General features: G+C 70.1%; 17 protein-coding genes and 1 pseudogene. 9 read left to right on the top strand and 9 right to left on the bottom strand.

Features of this window, described 5'->3' with window-relative positions:
* Positions 1-135 precede the first annotated feature (135 nt).
* Together D1J63_RS35955 and D1J63_RS35960 are read right to left on the bottom strand one after the other, a co-directional pair.
* Positions 136-2064: an N-acetylmuramoyl-L-alanine amidase gene (locus D1J63_RS35955; protein WP_125634883.1), complete on the bottom strand. Its 1929-nt coding sequence runs from the start codon at positions 2062-2064 to the stop codon at positions 136-138.
* 264 nt (positions 2065-2328) lie between these two features.
* Positions 2329-2682 carry an antibiotic biosynthesis monooxygenase family protein gene (locus D1J63_RS35960; RefSeq protein WP_125634884.1) on the bottom strand — a complete coding sequence of 118 codons (354 nt, stop codon included), beginning with the start codon at positions 2680-2682 and terminating at the stop codon, positions 2329-2331.
* Between the two features lie 210 nt (positions 2683-2892).
* Here D1J63_RS35960 and D1J63_RS35965 point away from each other — a divergent pair, with 210 nt between their 5' ends.
* Positions 2893-3114, top strand: a complete 222-nt coding sequence (locus D1J63_RS35965) for a hypothetical protein (protein WP_232250212.1) — start codon at positions 2893-2895, stop codon at positions 3112-3114.
* Here D1J63_RS35965 and D1J63_RS37445 read toward each other — a convergent pair.
* The gene (locus D1J63_RS37445; protein ID WP_241235715.1) at positions 3057-3575 is read right to left on the bottom strand and encodes a hypothetical protein; all 519 of its coding nucleotides are present in this window, start codon (positions 3573-3575) and stop codon (positions 3057-3059) included. The two genes, D1J63_RS35965 and D1J63_RS37445, sit on opposite strands and share 58 nt — an antisense overlap.
* 40 nt (positions 3576-3615) lie before the next feature.
* Between D1J63_RS37445 and D1J63_RS37450 the strand changes: the two genes are divergently transcribed.
* From D1J63_RS37450 to D1J63_RS35995, 5 genes are all read left to right on the top strand, one after another.
* Positions 3616-4362, top strand: a complete 747-nt coding sequence (locus D1J63_RS37450) for a hypothetical protein (RefSeq protein WP_241235661.1) — start codon at positions 3616-3618, stop codon at positions 4360-4362.
* 127 nt (positions 4363-4489) lie between these two features.
* A complete protein-coding gene (locus D1J63_RS35980; RefSeq protein ID WP_277601474.1) occupies positions 4490-5080 on the top strand; it encodes a sigma factor-like helix-turn-helix DNA-binding protein in 591 nt (196 codons plus the stop codon).
* Between the two features lie 140 nt (positions 5081-5220).
* A complete protein-coding gene (locus D1J63_RS35985; protein ID WP_125634890.1) occupies positions 5221-6171 on the top strand; it encodes a Dyp-type peroxidase in 951 nt (316 codons plus the stop codon).
* A 179-nt stretch (positions 6172-6350) separates the two neighbouring features.
* Positions 6351-8156, top strand: coding sequence for an NHL domain-containing thioredoxin family protein (locus D1J63_RS35990; RefSeq protein ID WP_125634892.1), 1806 nt, complete (start codon positions 6351-6353; stop codon positions 8154-8156).
* A 173-nt stretch (positions 8157-8329) separates the two neighbouring features.
* Positions 8330-8881 (top strand): EF-hand domain-containing protein, encoded by a 552-nt coding sequence (locus D1J63_RS35995; protein WP_125634894.1) that lies wholly within the window; start codon positions 8330-8332, stop codon positions 8879-8881.
* A gap of 52 nt (positions 8882-8933) precedes the next feature.
* Here D1J63_RS35995 and D1J63_RS37455 read toward each other — a convergent pair whose 3' ends face one another.
* The 5 genes from D1J63_RS37455 to D1J63_RS36015 all read right to left on the bottom strand — a co-directional run bounded on the left by D1J63_RS37455 (position 8934) and on the right by D1J63_RS36015 (position 11958).
* Positions 8934-9398: a GyrI-like domain-containing protein gene (locus tag D1J63_RS37455; RefSeq protein ID WP_241235663.1), complete on the bottom strand. Its 465-nt coding sequence runs from the start codon at positions 9396-9398 to the stop codon at positions 8934-8936.
* A 184-nt stretch (positions 9399-9582) separates the two neighbouring features.
* Entirely contained in the window at positions 9583-9762 is a 180-nt protein-coding gene (locus D1J63_RS37460) for a MerR family DNA-binding transcriptional regulator (RefSeq protein ID WP_241235664.1), read from the bottom strand.
* Between the two features lie 45 nt (positions 9763-9807).
* Positions 9808-10128: a nuclear transport factor 2 family protein gene (locus D1J63_RS36005; RefSeq protein ID WP_125634896.1), complete on the bottom strand. Its 321-nt coding sequence runs from the start codon at positions 10126-10128 to the stop codon at positions 9808-9810.
* A gap of 30 nt (positions 10129-10158) precedes the next feature.
* Positions 10159-10932 carry an SDR family oxidoreductase gene (locus tag D1J63_RS36010; RefSeq protein ID WP_125634898.1) on the bottom strand — a complete coding sequence of 258 codons (774 nt, stop codon included), beginning with the start codon at positions 10930-10932 and terminating at the stop codon, positions 10159-10161.
* Positions 10933-11034: 102 nt separating this feature from the next.
* Complete coding sequence (locus D1J63_RS36015) at positions 11035-11958, bottom strand: serine hydrolase (protein WP_241235665.1); 924 nt, start codon at positions 11956-11958, stop codon at positions 11035-11037.
* A gap of 312 nt (positions 11959-12270) precedes the next feature.
* Between D1J63_RS36015 and D1J63_RS36020 the strand changes: the two genes are divergently transcribed.
* From D1J63_RS36020 to D1J63_RS36030, 3 genes and pseudogenes are all read left to right on the top strand, one after another.
* Entirely contained in the window at positions 12271-13071 is an 801-nt protein-coding gene (locus tag D1J63_RS36020) for a PTS sugar transporter subunit IIA (protein WP_125634902.1), read from the top strand.
* A gap of 16 nt (positions 13072-13087) precedes the next feature.
* On the top strand, positions 13088-14638 hold the full coding sequence (locus D1J63_RS36025) for a PTS ascorbate transporter subunit IIC (protein ID WP_125634904.1): 1551 nt from the start codon (positions 13088-13090) through the stop codon (positions 14636-14638).
* An 882-nt stretch (positions 14639-15520) separates the two neighbouring features.
* Positions 15521-15970 (top strand): annotated as a pseudogene (locus tag D1J63_RS36030) (helix-turn-helix transcriptional regulator); the annotation flags it as partial.
* 420 nt (positions 15971-16390) lie between these two features.
* On the opposite strand, the gene D1J63_RS36035 reads toward D1J63_RS36030, so the two are convergent.
* A complete protein-coding gene (locus D1J63_RS36035; RefSeq protein WP_125634906.1) occupies positions 16391-17305 on the bottom strand; it encodes an MBL fold metallo-hydrolase in 915 nt (304 codons plus the stop codon).
* Positions 17306-17408: the final 103 nt, after the last annotated feature.

The raw sequence follows: 17408 nt of genomic DNA on the forward strand, positions 1-17408 counted from the left end.
TGGGACGACCTGTGGGCGTCCACCGCACCGAGTCGGTGACCGTCGAGCCCAGCCCGAGGCCACCTGGACCGGGCGCATCTTTCGGGCGACGTGCCGGCCCCGTCCCTGATCGACGTCAGGGACGGGGCCTGACGGTCAGACGCCGTCGTTCTCCCAGTGGTGAATCGCCTTGGTCGCGATGACGTCGTTCGCGTAGACGAGCGCGACGCGGTGGTTGTACTGCACGGTGTACATCTTCTTCCCGCCGACGACGACCGCTCCGCTGGACGGGAAGTAGTCGTCGGTGGCCGAGGCGTCCTGGGTGGCCACGTACGCCTGTCCGACCGGGATGGAGTACATGCTCAGCGGGGCCTGGGTGGAGGCGCCGAGGCCGGCCGGATACTCGGCCTTGTCCGGATAGCTGGAGCCGTAGAGTGCCACCGGCGCGCTCCCGGCGGGCTTGATGATCTTCACTCCGTAGCGGATACGGGTGTTGACGCCGCCCGGGTTGTGGAACCACACCTTGGCCCCGCTGAACCAGACGGCGGTCCAGTCCTCCCGCACCTCCGCCACCACGAACTGCTGACCGGCCTGGGCCGTGCTGCCCCAGTCGTTCACCCGGTTGGTACCCGCAGCGGTGCCGTGGATCGCCTGGTCGCCGAAGAGCGGTGCGGTCTCGCCCGGGGCGGTGCGCAGGTAGACGAAGTTGGTCTGCTGCCGCCGCTCGGTGCAGGTGGGTGTCTGCCCGGTGGGGTCGTCGGAGGGGCACACCTGGAAGGTCTGCACGTTGTCCGTGAACGAGGGCGTGATCGCCACGACCTCGCCCGGCTGGGGCACCTCGGGCAGACCGCTGACCGGCGCCCCGAGCAGGCTCATGAAGTGGTTCCAGTCCCACGCGTAGCCGGGGTCCCAGTGCATGCCGGAGACCAGCGCGGAGTTCGGCCCGGCAACGTTGTCATGGCCGACGACATGCTGCCGGTCCAGTGGTACGCCGAAGCGCGCGGCCAGGTACTTCACCAGGTCGGCCGTGGCCTGGTACTGCGACTCCGTGTACCAGGCGGCGCCGTGAGCGGCGTAGCCTTCGTGCTCGATCCCGATGGAGTGCAGGTTGGTCGAGTAGTTTCCGGCGTGGAAGGCGATGTCCTTGGTCGGGACCATCTGGGTGACCGCACCGGACGACGACATGACGTAGTGGGTCGAGGCGGGGTTGGTGGGGTTGGCCAGGCCCGCGACACCGGCGTCGTAAGTGGACTCCAGGTCGTGAATGACGATCGTGTCGATGCGGATGCCGTTCGCGGGCCGGTCGGCCACCTGGCCGCCGACCGGAGAGCCGGGGACGAAGGTGCAGTCGACCGTCGTGGGGCATTCGGTGGCGGCCGCCGTGGCCGCCGTCTTCAGGTGCAGGGCGTCGATCTGCCGCCGGTCGGGGGTGATCGAGGGGCTGGCGGCCAGACGCAGGCGCTGCCCGTCCTGGGTCGTGAGGGAGACACCGCCGCGCATCGTGCGGAAGACGCGGTCGGCGAAGCGCGCCGCTGCCTTCTCCTGCTTGGCCTGGCTGTAGCGGGCCACCGCCCCGTACCACGCTGCCGGGTCCGCGGGCGTTCCGCCGACCAACTCCCGTTCGTACGAGGCCAGCAGCGCGGCGCCGCCCCGGATGTTCGCGGCGTCGTCCTCGCGCAGGTCCCGCACCGACAGGCCGGTCAACTCCGCGGCCCTGCGCAGTGTGTGGAGGGCGGGGTCGGCGGCAAGGGCATCGAGGTCGGCACGGCCCGCGGCACCGGCACCGCCGCCGGCCAGCATGGCCGGGGTGACGTCGGTGAGATTCATCGGTCCGTAGCCGCCGTCGGTGCTCGGCAGGCCGCCGTGTCCGTCCCACGCCGATTCCTGGTGGGACAGGGCGAGCAGGACGGCGGGCGGGACGTGGTATTCGTCCGCGGCGGCGAGCAGGGTCTCCTGGCGCTTCCCCGAGGCGTCGCCCGCCGTGTCGGCCTGCGCCGCGCCCGACATGGCCAACAGGCCACCCGCGACGAGTGCGCCCACCGTGACACCGACGGGCAGAACAACTGCCCTTCGTGACTTGTGCAAGGTGATGCTCCTAATCAAGAAGAAGTAACGGGCATCGAGGCGCGCCGACCAGCGGCCGTGGCAGGCCGTCGGCGCAAGGCAACTCGATGCGAGGATGACTATAGGGCCAAGCTGGTTGTAGGTGCCACGAAAGTCTGCATGGTTCAACACGGTGTGTTGTGACCCACTCGCCGGCGGCACCGTTAGATGTCATTGAGGCCGTAAGTCCCGTGCCTCACCCCGCGGTTCGGCGCGCCCTCGGACCCGCCGACGGACTTGCCCGCGTCAGGAGGGACGGAACTCGACGACGACGCGGTAGCCGGCGGGCTCAGACGTGATGTGGAGTTCGGGGTCGTCGAACAGGCGCTTGAGCGCGGCGTGCCACTCCTCATTGCCCGTGGCCCTGTCGAGTTCGGTGCCCGAGGACCACTCGGCGACATGAACGAACCGCGTCTCCGGGGCGTCGGCCAGGGGGCGGTGCAGCCGGGAGCGGATGAATCCGGGCTGCCTCGACATGATGCGGGCGTTCTCCTGGTACGCCTCGGTGAAGTAGTCGGCCTCCTCCGACGGCACGGTGTAGGTCTTGATGAGGACGACCGGATCGGCGGTGTGCGTCTTCGATTTCAGAGAGTCGGTCATGCCCATTCGACAAGCGACGGCTCGCCCTTGTGACGAGTGGTCGAAATCCCTTCAACAGCGGACCGTCCGGCCCGATCCGGAACTCGGTTTTCGGCCTTCCTCGCGAAGGCGAGGAGACGACGCCGGATGACGGGCAGACGAAGAGTCATGATGGACACACGACTTCGGCGCAGGGAACGGACTCGGCAGGAATCCCGTGCACGAGGGACCATGGCGATCTGGCGGTGGGCCAGGTGGGCGGCCCTCCTCCTCGCCGTCGGCTGGGCGCTGAACTCGGTCGTCGGGCTGGTCGAAGGTGCGCAGGGCCGTGAGCTGTGGTGGCCGTTGCTCAGTACCGTCATCTGGGCAGCGGTGACCGTGAACGGTTTCGCGACCTACCGTCGGATCAGGACCAGGACACTGCCGGCCCTCACCCGCCGGACAGCGGCCTGACCGCTGTCCGGCCCTGCAGTGGGGCCCATGTCCCCCGCGGTCACCGGTCCGTCGTCGCGACCGGTGACGACGTGCAGGTGCGAGCCCGGCTGGGCGGTGCGGCTGAGCGAGTCCATGACCAGTGGAGCGCGACGGTTCCACCCCAGCAGCAACGTCTTCGAGACAGACCGCTGTCGGTCGTGCGGGCCCGCCATGACGGTGGGATCCACAGCGCTGCCCTCCTGCCTCGCAACAGGCGGCCGATCGTCCCGAGCAACGACGATCAAACGGTCCCCGGGTCCGCATCGCTCGCTGGACGCCGGTGTGAGCAGGGCACGGCCGTCGGCCGTCAGGTACCCGACAGCACAGGCTTCCTCGTACCGCAGCGAAATCTCGGCGAACGTCAGTCCCAGGGCGTCCGGTGCGTGGAGCACGTGGAACTCGGCGCCCGCGAGATCGAGAAGATCCCTCAACGCCCGCACCAAGCCGGGATGCCGGGCGGCTTGGACGAGCAGCCGCGCCGTGGTGGACTTCGACGTCCAGGACGACGCCCCGCGTTCCGGCAGCGAGCCGGGCCGCGGTCAGGAACCGCTCGTCGCGTACGGCGGCCACCACCGGCGGGCCCGCCCCGGCGCCGAGCAGGGCTCGCAGGGCCAACAGCACCCGGACCACTTCCGCGTCGGCGGCGTCGTCGTCGCCCGGCAGCACCAGGACGCAGTGCGCCGCGGCAGGAGTGAGCAGCGCGAGGGCAGCGGGGTCGGTCGGCGCGCCCGTACGGCAGACGACGCGTATGCCGCGCGTCATCCCCAGCGCCGCGTTGAGGTCCGAGGCCATCACGGCGGAATCGCGATCGGCGAGCACCGCGACGGCCCCCCGTACCCTGCCGGCCTGGTCGAGGATCATCTCACCGACAACGGTGAACACCTGGTCGGACCAGCCGAGCACCACCGCGTGCCCCTTCTCCAGCACCCTGGACCGGCCCCGCCGCAGTTCTTCCAAGCGGTCACCCAGCCCGGTCGTGATCACACCCACCAGGGTGGATACGTCGCGGAGGTCACCGACAAGATCCCCCTGTGGTGTGGGCTGGACGCATCGGTGGCGAACGGCGTACAGAAGGTCTGCGCGTTCCTCGAGCAACCTCTGGGATTCGGCGAACGCGCTTGCTCGGAAACGTTCCCCCTTCCCTGCGTGACCAATGACTGCGGAATGACTGCCGATCCGCTCAGTGGTCCCCATCGCCTTCGGCGGCGGCGTAGGTTCGGGCCATGAAGTACCACGACGTCTGAACGAGGCCCTTGTTCGGCTACTCGTCTCGGGAAGGAAACGTGGAGTGATGGGCGCCAAGAGGGTTGGGAAACACGACAGTGGCGACGGGCGGGGACCTGCGCAGCGCTCGGTGTCACACCGGGAGCCACCCACCGGATCACCCGGTCGGGCGGAAGACGTCTTCGTCCGGCAGGGGCCGCGACTGTTCAGCATCGCCTACGGCATGCTCGGCAGCGCCACGCAGGCAGAGGAGGTCGTGCGGGACGTCCGGCTGCGCTGGCAGGCCACTGACCGTGCGGTGGTGGCTGATCCACAGGCCTACCTGATCACGGCCACGATACGAGTGTCGATCCACGGCGCGCACTCCGCCAAGCAGCGGCGCGCGTCCTACATCGGCCCCTGGCTGCCCGAGCCCCTGGAGACCGGCAACGAGGGCGGGAGCGCCGCCGCGGGCACGGAGCCGGTCGGGTTCGACGTGTTGCTCATGCTCGAGCAGCTGGACCTCTCGGAACGGGCGGCCTTCGTGCTGCGGGAGACGCTGGACTTCCCCTACTCCGAGATCGCTGCCGTCCTCGGCGTCGAGGAGGCCCAGGCCCGGCACCTGGTGCACCGTGCGAAACGGCACCTCGCCACGGACCGCGTCGCGGACCGGCAAGACCGCGAGGACACCGCCGGTCAGACGCGCGGGGGCGACGGGGCCGAGGACTACGAGGCCGCATGACCGGGCCGGCGCCCGCCGAACCGGGTTCCGTCGGGGACCCGCGCGCTCCGCATTGAGCACGTGATGCCCGGCATCACCCACCCACACTGATGTGACATGGTGTGCGGAGGTAGGAGTCGGTCCAGGAAGGGTGTTCGTTCATGGGCGGAGAAGTCGAGGAGCCGGAGCCCCAGATGGTTCTGTCACCGCTGACCAGTGCGGCGATCTTCCTCGTCGTCACGATCGACAGCGGCGGGGAGGACACCGTCCGGGACCTGCTGTCGGATGTCGCCTCGCTGGAGCGAGCGGTCGGTTTCCGCGCGCAGCCCGACGGCAGGCTGAGCTGCGTCACCGGCATCGGTTCCGAGGCCTGGGACCGCCTGTTCTCAGGGGCGCGTCCGGCCGGGCTGCATCCGTTCCGGGAGCTGGACGGGCCGGTGCACCGGGCGGTCGCCACCCCGGGTGACCTGCTCTTCCACATCCGGGCCTCACGGCTGGACCTGTGCTTCGCGCTCGCCACCGAGATCATGGGCCGGCTGCGCGGAGCGGTTACCCCTCAGGACGAGGTGCACGGTTTCAAGTACTTCGACGAACGCGACATGCTCGGTTTCGTCGACGGGACCGAGAACCCGACGGGAGCCGCGGCGCGCAGGGCCGTGCTCGTCGGTGCCGAGGATCCGGCCTTCGCGGGCGGGAGCTACGTCGTCGTGCAGAAGTACCTGCACGACGTCGAGGCGTGGGAAGGGCTCTCCGTCGAAGCCCAGGAGCGGGTGATCGGCCGCCGCAAGATGTCCGACGTGGAGCTGTCCGACGAGGCCAAGCCGGCCGACTCGCACGTCGCCCTCACCAGTGTCACCGGTCCGGACGGAAGCGATCTGGAGATCCTGCGGGACAACATGCCCTTCGGGTCGGTGGGCCGCGAGGAGTTCGGCACGTACTTCATCGGCTACGCCCGCACCCCCGAGGTGACGGAGACGATGCTGGAGCGGATGTTCCTGGGCACCGCGTCGGCACCGCACGACCGCATCCTGGACTTCTCCACCCCCGTCACCGGCTCGCTGTTCTTCACACCGGCGGCGGACTTCCTGGAGGACCTTCCCGCTCGGCCCTGAGCACCGAGCGGCCCGACCCGTACCTGCCGGCCAAGAGCGGCTGGGGAACTCGACGATGCGAGGGTGGCGGCCCGGGCTCACCGAGCCGTACGAGTTTCATGTGCCGCGTTCCTTCTGGTTCGGGACGAGCAGGCGTCGCGCGCTCGGTCGGAGTGCGGCCGGTGTGATTGGCTCGAACCATGGTGAAGCGTGCACGGGTCCGCGCCCCCGAGCTGGTGGGCAGGGGCGGTTGGATCAACACCGGTGACCGGGAGCTGAGTCTCGCGGCGCTTCGCGGACGGATCGTGGTCCTCGACTTCTGGACGTTCTGCTGCGTCAACTGCCTGCACGCCCTGGACGAACTGCGCGAGCTGGAGGAGACGCACCGGGACTCCGTGGTGATCGTGGGCGTGCACTCGCCCAAGTTCGCGCACGAGACCGAACACCGGGCCGTCCTGGACGCCGTCGAGCGCTACGGCGTCGAGCATCCCGTCCTGGACGACCCGGAGCGGGCCACGTGGCGGCAGTACGCCGTACGCGCCTGGCCCACCCTCGCCGTGATCGATCCAGAGGGCTACGTCGTCGCCCAGTACACGGGCGAGGGACACGCACCCGCCATCCAGCGGCTGGTCGAGGAACTGGAGACCCAGCACGCGGCCAAGGGCACCCTGCGGCGCGGCGACGCCCCGTACGTGGCGCTGGAGCCGGAGCCGACGACCCTGCGTTTCCCCGGCAAGGCCGTGCCACTGCCCTCCGGTACTTTCCTGGTCAGCGACACCACCCGGCATCAACTGGTGGAGCTCGCCGAGGACGGGGAGAGCCCCGTGCGGCGCATCGGCAGCGGAAGACGGGGCTTCACGGACGGCCCGGCCGAGAGGGCCGAGTTCAGCGAGCCGCAGGGACTCGCCCTGCTCGGCGACGGCTCGGTCGTCGTCGCCGACACTGCGAACCATGCCCTGCGCCGGTACGAGCCCGTCACCGGCGAGGTCACCACCCTGGCCGGGACCGGCAGGCAGCGGAGACCGGGCGAGCCCGCCCGCGGAGCCGCCCGTGCCGTGAGCCTCTCCTCGCCCTGGGACGTCGCCCTGTGGAACGGCCGGGTGTGGATCGCCATGGCCGGGGTGCACCAGCTCTGGGCCTACGATCCGCGGGACGGGAGCGTCACCGTCACCGCCGGAACCGGCAACGAGGGACTGGTCGACGGGCCCGGCCCCGAGGCGTGGTTCGCGCAGCCGTCGGGGCTGTCCGCGACGGAGGACCGGCTCTGGGTGGCCGACTCCGAGACCTCCGCCCTGCGCTGGGTGGAGCTCGACGGCACGGTCCGCACGGCGGTGGGCACCGGACTCTTCGACTTCGGACTCCGCGACGGTCCCGCCGCCCGGGCACTGCTTCAGCACCCCCTGGGCGTCGCGGCCCTGCCGGACGGCTCGGTGGTCGTCGCCGACACCTACAACCACGCCCTCCGCCGCTACGCACCGCCCACCGGTGAGGTGAGCACGCTGGCATCCGACCTGCGCGAGCCGAGCGACGCCGTGGTCGTCGGCGACGACATCCTGGTCGTCGAGTCGGCCCGGCACCGGCTGACCCGGCTACGGCTGCCGCAGGATGCCCTGGGCGCGGGGGCCGGCGAGGACGTACGGCGGGAGACGACGGAGACGGCACCGGGCACCGTGCGCCTGGAAGTGGCCTTCCGGGCACCCGCCGGTCAGAAGCCGGACCTGCGCTACGGGCCCGCGACACGGCTCCTGGTCTCCGCGACCCCGCCCGAACTGCTGCGTGCGGGCGAGGGCGCGGGCACCGACCTGTCCCGCTCTCTCGATCTCGACCCGGCGGTGCCCGAGGGCGTGCTGCACGTCTCCGCGACGGCCGCGTCCTGCGACGACGACCCGGACGTCCCGTACCCGGCGTGCCACGTCCACCAGAAGGACTGGAAGATCCCGGTCCGTCTGGTCGAGGGAGCGAGCGACCGGCTTCCGCTCGTCCTGACCGACGTCGACACTGCCTGACCGGTCGGTGTCCGGCGGCCTGGCGGAGGGCGCGCCACCCGTTCAAACCGGCGCTCGGCGCAGGGGCAGAGCGCTCGGCGGCGCCGCTGTGACACCTCGCGCTCTCACACGCCGTTGGGGGACCGGCGCGCGCGGACAGCATCCCTTCAGCACCGCGAGAGAAGGGGCATGTGATGGCCAGTGAGTTTCAGCGGACCAAGCTGCAGGACATGTTCAACGCCTTCGACGTGAACGGCGACGGCTGCCTGGAGGAGGCGGACTTCGCGGCCCTGACGACCCGGTGGAGCCGGCTGCCCCGGGTGCGGGCGGACGGCGAACTGGCCGCTCGGGTGGAGGACGTGTTGCTGGGATGGTGGCAGCACCTCTCGGAGGCCGTCGACACGGACGACGACGGCAGGATCGACATGGACGACCTCCTCGCCATGGTCGACCGGCTGCCGGCCATGCGGGACGCGGTGGCCGCCACCGCCGACACGGTCTTCGACGCGGTGGACGAGAACGGTGACGGCCGCATCTCGAGGAACGAGCACCAGAGGCTCATCGACCTGTGGCACGGGCAGAGGGTGGTGACCGGTGACGTGTTCGACCGTCTCGACCAGGATGCCGACGGCCACCTCAGCCGGTCCGAGTTCGCCGCGCTGTGGACGCAGTTCTGGATCAGTGACGACCCCGCCGAGCCCGGCAACTACGTGTGCGGGCCCGTCGCGGGTCACTCCCTCCGTTGACCCCCGGCCCCGGTCGGCCGGGCGGGCGGCGGACGGGACCGACCGCCGCGGGTCAGCCCTTCTCCGGAGCGATCAGCCACGCCACGAGGGTGCGCCACCGCTCGGGCCGGTCGGTGTCGCGCGGCCCCACGAGGTAGACCTCCTCGACGAGGTCCTGCGAGCGCAGGTCGTTGCGGGCGACGAAGGAACCCACGGCGCCGTACGTCAGGTCGAGGTCGTCGTGCCGTCCCTGATGGGTGGCGACCGCGGCCGTACGCCTCGACAGGCGCAGCTCGCGCACCGTGCCGGGCACCTCCGGCGGCAGCGGAGCGTCGAAGGGAACGTAGACGGTGGCGCGGCCATGGCCTTCGGTGAACAGGGTGTGCTCGTACCGACCGCCAGGGGGGAGGACGGAGCGCTCTCCGGCTGCCGCGTCCAGGTCTCGCATGGCTTCGTCGTACCAGGCGAGGCCTGCTCCCTCCGGTACCTCGATGGACACGGCCAGTACGCGCCGAGCGGGGAGCTCCTCCAGTGTCACCGCCCGCTCCGCCTCCGGGTCGAGGAGTTCCCGCAGCGCTTCGACGGCCCGCTGGGTTCGGCCGAGCCGGTCCTCGAGCCTGCGCAGGTGGGCCGCGACGACCTGCTGCGCGGTGCCGTCGTCCGGCCCGCCCGCGGACTCGGCGGCGAGAAACCGCCGAAGATCCGCGAGCGGGAGGTCCAGGTCACGGAAGCGCCTGATGGTCAGCGCCGGCCGGATCTGCGTGGGGGGAGTAGTAGCGGTAGCCGGTGTCCGGGTCGACCTCGGCGGGGACGAGCAGGTCCTGCTCGTGGTAGCGGCGGAGCATGCGGATGCTCAGGTGCGTGACGCGGGAGAACTCCCCGATCGTCAGTCTGTCCGCCATGGAGCGCTCCTCCTCGTGGGCGGGCCGTCGTCCGGCCGCGCGTGGTCAGGGGGTGATGGTCAGCACGGTGATCTTCCCCCGTACGTCGCGCTCGAAGGCGAAGCGGAGGGTGACCGGGCTGCCGGGGAAGTCCCCGGAGACCTGGGCGACGGCCCGGCAGGCGGTAGGGGTGCCGGCCACCTCCAGCAGGTCGTAGTCGACGTTCGGCGTCTCCTCGCGCCAACGGCGCACTTCCGCGAGTCCTCTCAGGGTGCGCCCGTCGTCGTGCACGACGGCGTCGTCGCGGAACAGAGCGATGTGGCGCTCGGGGTCGGGGCCCGTCGCCGCGGCGACGTACTCCTCGACGAAGGCACGGATGTCCTGCACGGCTTTCTCCCATGTCGTGACGGTGAGGGTTCATACGGTGCGGATGGTGCCGCCGTCGACCACGTGCTCCGATCCGGTGATGCCACTGGCCCGGTCCGAAACCAGGAACGCGATCGTCTCGGCGACCTCTTCGGGCTCCGCGGGCCGTCCCAGCGGGATGCCGCCCAGTACTCGCATCAGTTCGGCGAGCGCGGCCTCGCGGGTGATGCCGCCCTCGCGCATCCGGCGTGCCAGCAGGCCCTCGGCGCCGTCGGTGCGGATGAAGCCGGGAGCGACCGAGTTGACCCGGACACCCGCCGGGGCCACCTCGTTGGCGAGACCCTTGCTGTACGTGGCCAGAGCACTCTTGGCCGCGGCGTAGGCCAGGGTCGAGTCGTGCAGCGGCATCCGGCGCTGGATGGAGGTCACGTGCACGACCGCGCCCGAACCACGAGCCACCATGCCGGGGACGATCGCGCGATCGAGCCGGACCGCGGGCAGAAGGTTGAGCGACAGTTCCTGCGTCCACCGCTCGTCGTCGAGCGCCGCGTATCCCCCGGCCGGAGAGCGGGAGCCGCCCACGACATGCACCAGGATGTCCGGCACGCCGACCAGCTCGGTCACGGCCTCGGACGACGCCTTGACGCCCTCGGGTGTGCTCAGGTCGGCGGGCACGAAGACCACCTCGGCCGTCTCCGGAGCCGTGCGGGCGATGGAGACGACCCTCGCCCCCGCCTCGCGCAGCAGCCGCGCCGTCGCCAGCCCGGCTCCCTTGCTGCCGCCCGCCACCACGGCGACGCGTTCGTCGAGATCATTGCTGTTCATGTCCGCCAGCGTGGGCCCTCTCCCGGGGGGAGACTCAAGCCCGTCTGCGGCCCGGCTCCGATCCCGTCGAGGCGTCGACACGGTCCCGGGTTCCGGTCGGCGTCAGGTGGTGGACTTGTCCCCGAGCTTCCGGGAGAACGCCGTGGCGGACGCCCGCGACGCCTGCTCCACGATGCTGATGCCGACCTCCTGGGTGCTGCAGCCGTTGAGAAGCACCGCCATCAGATAGACGCGCCCCCCACGCTCTATCCGACCGATGCTGTTGACGTCCCACTTCTTGGTCTGGGTCCGCTTGAGCCACCCGTTCTTCAGCGCGGTCGTGCCCGAGTCGGCTGCCGCGGACACGCCCCAGGTCTGGCTTCCCACGACGTGTCGCATCAAGTCCTGGATGTAGGCCCGCGACGCCTCGCTCAGCGGCGACTTGTCGCCGAACACGGACTGGAGCAGACGTATCTGATCCTCCGCCGTGGTTTGGGTGATGCCCCAGACGGTCCCTGAACCACCGTGTGTCTGAAACAGGCCGAGCCGTTCGTTGGCCGCGTCGAGCCCCGAGGCGCTGCCGATCCGGGTCCACAGGGCACTGGTCGATTCGTTGTCGCTCTTCTGGATCATGGCGGCGGACTGGGCGCGCTCCTCGGTGCTCAACCTCCGCCCCTGGTCCTGCGCTTGCAGCAGCAGGGTCGCCAGGATGTCCACCTTCACGATGCTGGCGGTGTCGAAGGCGTCGTGTCCGTACGTCGCCATGGCACCGCTCTCGACATCCAGCATCGCCACGGACATGCGGTTGTCGCCGAAGAGCGCGGTCACGGGCGCCAGAGCCGGCCCGAGATCGAACGGTTTCTGTGTCGAGGTGGGCGACGGTGACGGTTCCGGTGCGTCCGCAGGCGCCTCGCCCGCCTTCGTCCGGGCGGAGACGGCCGATGGGGACGGAGCCTTCCCCCGGGCGGACGCGGACGACTCACCGGAGTCGTTCCCGGCGATGGCGTAGACGGTGGCACCGCCGATCAGGATCGAGATCGACGTCACGGTCCACGTTATGCGGCGTCGCCTGGCCCTGCGGCGACGTCGTTGCTCCCGGCGAGAGCGGCCGCGTCGCCGAACAGGTGGGGTCTCATGCACGGTGAGATGGTAATCGAATCAAAGTTCGAGATCATCGGGTGTCTCGACGGTGCGTCCCTTCCTGGTCGTCGACCATTTCCTTGTTTCGGATGGCGAGACGCACCTCACACCTCACCGGCGTCACGTATCAGGTCACGGATGGTCAGGTAGGGGTGTAACGGCGGAACAGTCATGAGCTGAAACCGGCCGGCTCACGCCCACGAAGGAGGTTCCACTGTCATGAGCGCACTCACCGACCTTCTGTCGGTCGACGGCATCCGGCTCGACGTAGAAGCGGAGGACTGGAGGTCCGCCGTTCGCGCGTCCGGGCAGGTGCTGGTCGACGAGGGCATCAGTACGGCCGAGTACACCGAGGCGATGGTACGGAACGTCGAGGAGAACGGCCCGTACATCGTCATCGCCCCGGGGTTCGCCCTGGCCCACACCCGCCCCTTCGAGGCGGTGCTGAAGACCGGCATGTCCTGGGTGAGGCTGGCCTCTCCCGTGGCCTTCGGTCATGAGACCAATGATCCGGTGCACCTCGTCGTGGCGCTGGCCGCCGTCGACTCGGCGGCGCACACGGCGGCGCTGGCCGCGCTGGCGAAAGTACTCGCCGACGGCGACAACGTCCGCGCCCTGCAGCAGGCGACGAGCCCCGAGGAAGTGCTGCGAGTGCTCGAAGGTGAGCCAACCGGCGCCGACGGCCGCGGCGGCTCACCGGCCGCCCCGGCCAAGGACGTCGCTCCGGCCCTGTCGGAGCAGAAGATCCTCACCGTCTGCGGCAACGGCGTGGGAACCAGTCTGTTCCTGAAGAACACCCTGGAGCAGGTCCTCGACCGCTGGGGCTGGTCCCGTCAGGTGTCGGTGGAGGCCACCGACACCATCTCCGCCAAGGGGAAGGCGTCGGAAGCGGTCGCCATCCTCACCTCTCAGGAGATAGCCAGAACGCTGGGTGACGTCGGCATCCCCGTGAAGGTCGTCCGCGACTTCAGCAGCACCACCGAGGTCGACGCGGTCCTGCGCGACACCTACGACGTGTGACGAGAGAGAACCTGTCATGGACTGGGTCATAGACATCGCGAAGTTTCTCGTCAACGAGATACTCAGCCAGCCCGCCTACCTGATCGGCATCATCACCGCGGTGGGACTGGCCGCCCTGAAGAGGTCCGTCGGGCAGACGGTCGGCGGCGCCATCAAGGCGACCCTGGGCCTGCTGCTGGTCGGAGCGGGCGCGGGACTGGTCAGCTCGTCCCTGGATCCGCTGGGCCGGATGATCCAGGGCACCACCGGCACCCACGGCGTGATTCCGACCAACGAGGCCATCGTCGGCATCGCGCAGAGCGAGTTCGGTGCCCGGGTCGCCTGGCTGATGATCCTCGGGTTCCTGGTCAGCCTGGCCCTGGCCCGGTTCACGCCGCTTCGCTACGTGTTCCTCACCGGCCACCACATGCTGTTCATGGCGACCCTGCTGACCATCGTGATGGCCACCGCCGGGCAGGGCTCGGTCGCGGTGGTGCTCGGCGGCGGCGTGCTGCTGGGCATCCTGCTGGTCGCCCTCCCGGCCCTCGCGCATCCCTGGACGAAGAAGGTCACCGGCAACGACACATTGGCCATCGGCCACTTCGGCACCGCCGGCTACATCGTGTCCGGCGCCACGGGGCAGCTCGTGGGCAAGAACAGCCGCAGCACGGAGGAGATGAAGCTGCCCGAGGGGCTGCGCTTCCTGCGCGACTCCATGGTCGCCACCGCTCTGTCGATGGTCCTCATCTACCTGGTGATGTCCCTGCTGTTCCTGGCCAAGGCCGGCCAGGAGACGGCGTTCAAGGCGTTCGCCGGCAGTGGCGGTGACCCGGCCGCCGACGTGGGCAACTACATCATGCAGTCGGTGATGCAGGGCCTGCAGTTCGGTATCGGCGTCGCCGTCATCCTCTTCGGCGTCCGCACCATCCTCGGTGAACTGGTGCCCGCCTTCCAGGGCATCGCCAGGCGTGTGGTGCCCGGTGCCAAGCCGGCCCTGGACGCCCCGATCGTCTTCCCGTACGCGCAGAACGCCGTACTGATCGGGTTCATCTTCAGCTTCCTGGGCGGCCTGACGGGTCTGGCGGCCCTCGTCTGGGTGTTCAATCCGGCCTTCGGTCTGGCCCTGGTGCTGCCCGGCCTGGTGCCGCACTTCTTCACCGGCGGCGCGGCCGGTGTCTACGGCAACGCCACCGGCGGACGCCGGGGTGCCGCGGTGGGCTCCTTTCTCAACGGTCTGCTGATCACGTTCCTGCCGGCGATCCTGCTCAAGGCGCTCGGCTCGTTCGGCGAGGCCAACACGACGTTCGGCGACGCCGACTTCGGCTGGTTCGGTGCCGTGCTCGGCAGCATCGGCAAGCTCGACGGAACCGTGGCTCTGATCGGCATGCTGACCTTCGGTCTGCTCATCCTGGCCGGTGCATGGATCATGCAGACGAAGGTCGTCGACCGTGGCTGGATCCCGGGCGGTGGCATCACCGCCGCCCCCGCGGACGCGGCCGCCGTCGTTCCCGAACAGGCTGCGGGGACGGCGACGTACGCGAAGATCGCCCCACCGCGCGGCGCTCCCACACCACCGCCCGCTCCCTGAGCGGTCGTTGGCGGACGGCCCGTGTGCGGCGCGCCGTGGCCGGTCGGAGTCACGCCGGTGTCGGCGAGGCGTCGGTCGTATGAGCCAGGTACCGGGAACGTCGCGTTGTACGGAAGGGCCGGGGCAGGCGCTGTGACGTCGGCCTCGGCCCTCCTCGTACAGGTGGCAGATGACATTGGTGATCCGGGCTTGGGACATGTCGACGGCGGCGACAGGGATGCAGAGGCGGCGGGCGGGACCCGGCTGACAGCCGGCCCTGTCGTCGACTCCGGGAACGCGGGACGGAGGGGCGCACGCCGCTGAGTAGCCCCCTCACTCGCGGTTTCGCCCGTCGGGCGGCCAGGGGTTCTCGGGCGAGGCCGCCCGGCCCTCCGGATCGTCCGTCCCGAAGATCACTGACCGACGGCCGTGACCGTTGCGGGTCCGCAGCTCGCTCCCTCAGACCGACCCGCTCGGGCTCCGGAAGCGCCACGGTCGGCCGGCCCCGGGGCTATGGATCCCCCAAGGGGTCGCACGAATGAGGCGATCCGCCGGTCGGCACCGCAAACGCCCCGTGTCTTTCATGCGCAGCAGGAAACCCGCTGGTGGCGGCTTTCGGAGGACGCGCGCCGACGTCCGGACCGCGAGACGCGCGACACCGGCAGGAGTAGCCTCGTCGTTGTCACTGCCTTCTGGCCCGGTGCGGGGTGCGTGGTGCTCGGTCGCAGCCGTGATCGTCAGACCGTGGAGCAACTGACGGCGCAAGTACGGGACGGCCGCAGCGCCGCCCTTGTGGTGCGGGGAGAGGCCGGCATCGACAACACCGCACTCCTCGACCATCTGGCGGCCCACGCGCAGGGCTGCCGCACGGTTCGTGCCGCGGGCAGCGAGGCCGAGAGAAACGCCGAGAAGTCCTATCGGGAGGCCGTCGACCGGCTGGGCCGCACCCGGCTACGGGTGGAACTGGCCCGCGCGCACCCGGTGTACGGGGAGTGGTTGCGGCGGGAGAACCGAAAGGGCGACGCCCGGGACCAGCTACGGACGGCCTACGACATGTTCACCGACTTCGGCGCGAGCGGGTACGCGGCCCGTGCCGCCGGCGAGTTGCAGGCCACCGGGGAGACGGTCGCGCGGCGCGGCACGGCGGCCGGGGCGGCCCTGACCCCGCAGGAGGCGCACATCGCGGGGCTCGCCCGGGACGGGCTGACCAATCCGGAGATCGGTGCGTAACTGTTCCTCAGCCCGCACACGGTCGAGTGGCACCTGCGCAAGGTGTTCGCCAAGCTCGGGATCAGTTCGAGACGGCAACTGCGCACGGTGCTCGCCGAACGGCCGACGACGACACCCGGCTGAACGGGAAGATCCGCACGCAGGCACATGTCCGGGACCGCCACCGACAAGCCTCGCCCGAGTCCTCGGCCCGCCGGACGACGCGACCGCGTGCCGACGGAATGCCGCACCGTCGGTGGACCCCTGCGGCTCCTGTCCGCCTTCCGTGGCATCCGGGACCAGACCACCGGTACCGACACGCAGCGCACCGCAGGGGCGTCGCCGTACGAGGGGCCGTCCAGTCAAACAGGGTGAAGAGCGATCTCGTCCACGCGACCCGTAAGGTGGCGCCTCTGGGCACTCAGGTCCTCAACGACCCGAAGGGGCTCGGTGGTCGGAGCGCCGTCCCAGCCGCGCGGGCAGGCTGCGGCGCTCGCCGCGAGCCTGCCCGCATCCGCTCCGCCCAACCCCTCAGGCTGACGGAGCCGGCAGCGATGCCGAGACTCAGTAGTCCCAGACCGTCGGCACGAAACGGAAGGCGTTGCCGGCGGTCGCCACGTGGCAGACGGACGGGAACGGCAGGTGGCTGGCCATCAGGTGCTCACCGCTCGCCGCCATTTCCTTCAGCAGACGCATCCGGACCCGAGCCGATTCCTCGGGGTCGTGCTCGAAACCGTTGTACCAGCCGGGCTGGTCGAACCCGCACTGGAACACAGCGTCACCGGCGAACGTCAGCCGCTCCCCACCCGACTCCAGACGGACGATGCTGTGACCGGGAGTGTGACCGCCGGTGCGCTCGATCAGTACACCGGGCGCCACCTCGAACTCGGTTTCGAAGGGGCGCAACTGGCCGCGGTAGACATCCAGGAACCGCGCGGCGGTCGTGACGAGCGTCTCGGGCACCGGCGCCGGCATGGCCGTGCGGGAGAAGTCGGGCGCCTGCCAGAACTCGGCTTCGGCGGCGGCCAGGTGGACCCGGAGGTCCTTGCGCAGCCGGCCCCTCAGGCCCTCGACGAGCAGTCCCCCGATGTGGTCCATGTGCAAGTGGGTGAGCACCACGTCGGTCACGGACGCGGGATCGATCCCGGCGGCATCCAGCCTCATGGCCAACTGCCCGGCCCGGGGGAAGCCCGGGAACTCCGTACCCAGCCCGGAGTCGATGAGGATGGTCCGGTCCCCGCTGCGGACCACCGACACGTTCAGCGGGTAGTCGATCACCTCGGGCGGCAGGAAGTTGTCACGGAGCCAGGCCGACAGCTCGGCCCTGTCGGCATTGGTGGCCAGCGTCGCGGGGTTGATCGCCAGCACCCCGTCGCTGATCACTGTGACATCGATGTCGCCGACCTTCAGCGCGTAGCGCGACGGAACTGCCTCGTCCCTCATCGGTGCGTCCGGGCGTGCGACGTTGATCTGGTTCATGCGGTCGTCCTTTGGAAAGCGTCGACAGATGTCATCGACGAAGCGACGAGGTCACTCCGTCCTACTCTCTCCATGACAATTGAGGATCAGCGTTTGTGACGAC

Origin of the sequence: Streptomyces sp. KPB2, assembly GCF_003950055.1 — a bacterium.
Classification (GTDB): Bacteria; Actinomycetota; Actinomycetes; order Streptomycetales; family Streptomycetaceae; genus Streptomyces; species Streptomyces salinarius.

Excerpts from the sequence above, each read along its gene's own strand:
- D1J63_RS35960 (WP_125634884.1), bottom strand. The coding sequence starts at position 2,682 with ATGACCGACTCTCTGAAATCGAAGACGCACACCGCCGATCCGGTCGTC.
- D1J63_RS35965 (WP_232250212.1), top strand. The coding sequence starts at position 2,893 with ATGGCGATCTGGCGGTGGGCCAGGTGGGCGGCCCTCCTCCTCGCCGTC.
- D1J63_RS35985 (WP_125634890.1), top strand. The coding sequence starts at position 5,221 with ATGGGCGGAGAAGTCGAGGAGCCGGAGCCCCAGATGGTTCTGTCACCG.
- D1J63_RS35990 (WP_125634892.1), top strand. The coding sequence starts at position 6,351 with ATGGTGAAGCGTGCACGGGTCCGCGCCCCCGAGCTGGTGGGCAGGGGC.
- D1J63_RS35995 (WP_125634894.1), top strand. The coding sequence starts at position 8,330 with ATGGCCAGTGAGTTTCAGCGGACCAAGCTGCAGGACATGTTCAACGCC.
- D1J63_RS37460 (WP_241235664.1), bottom strand. The coding sequence starts at position 9,762 with ATGGCGGACAGACTGACGATCGGGGAGTTCTCCCGCGTCACGCACCTG.
- D1J63_RS36010 (WP_125634898.1), bottom strand. The coding sequence starts at position 10,932 with ATGAACAGCAATGATCTCGACGAACGCGTCGCCGTGGTGGCGGGCGGC.
- D1J63_RS36020 (WP_125634902.1), top strand. The coding sequence starts at position 12,271 with ATGAGCGCACTCACCGACCTTCTGTCGGTCGACGGCATCCGGCTCGAC.
- D1J63_RS36025 (WP_125634904.1), top strand. The coding sequence starts at position 13,088 with ATGGACTGGGTCATAGACATCGCGAAGTTTCTCGTCAACGAGATACTC.
- D1J63_RS36035 (WP_125634906.1), bottom strand. The coding sequence starts at position 17,305 with ATGAACCAGATCAACGTCGCACGCCCGGACGCACCGATGAGGGACGAG.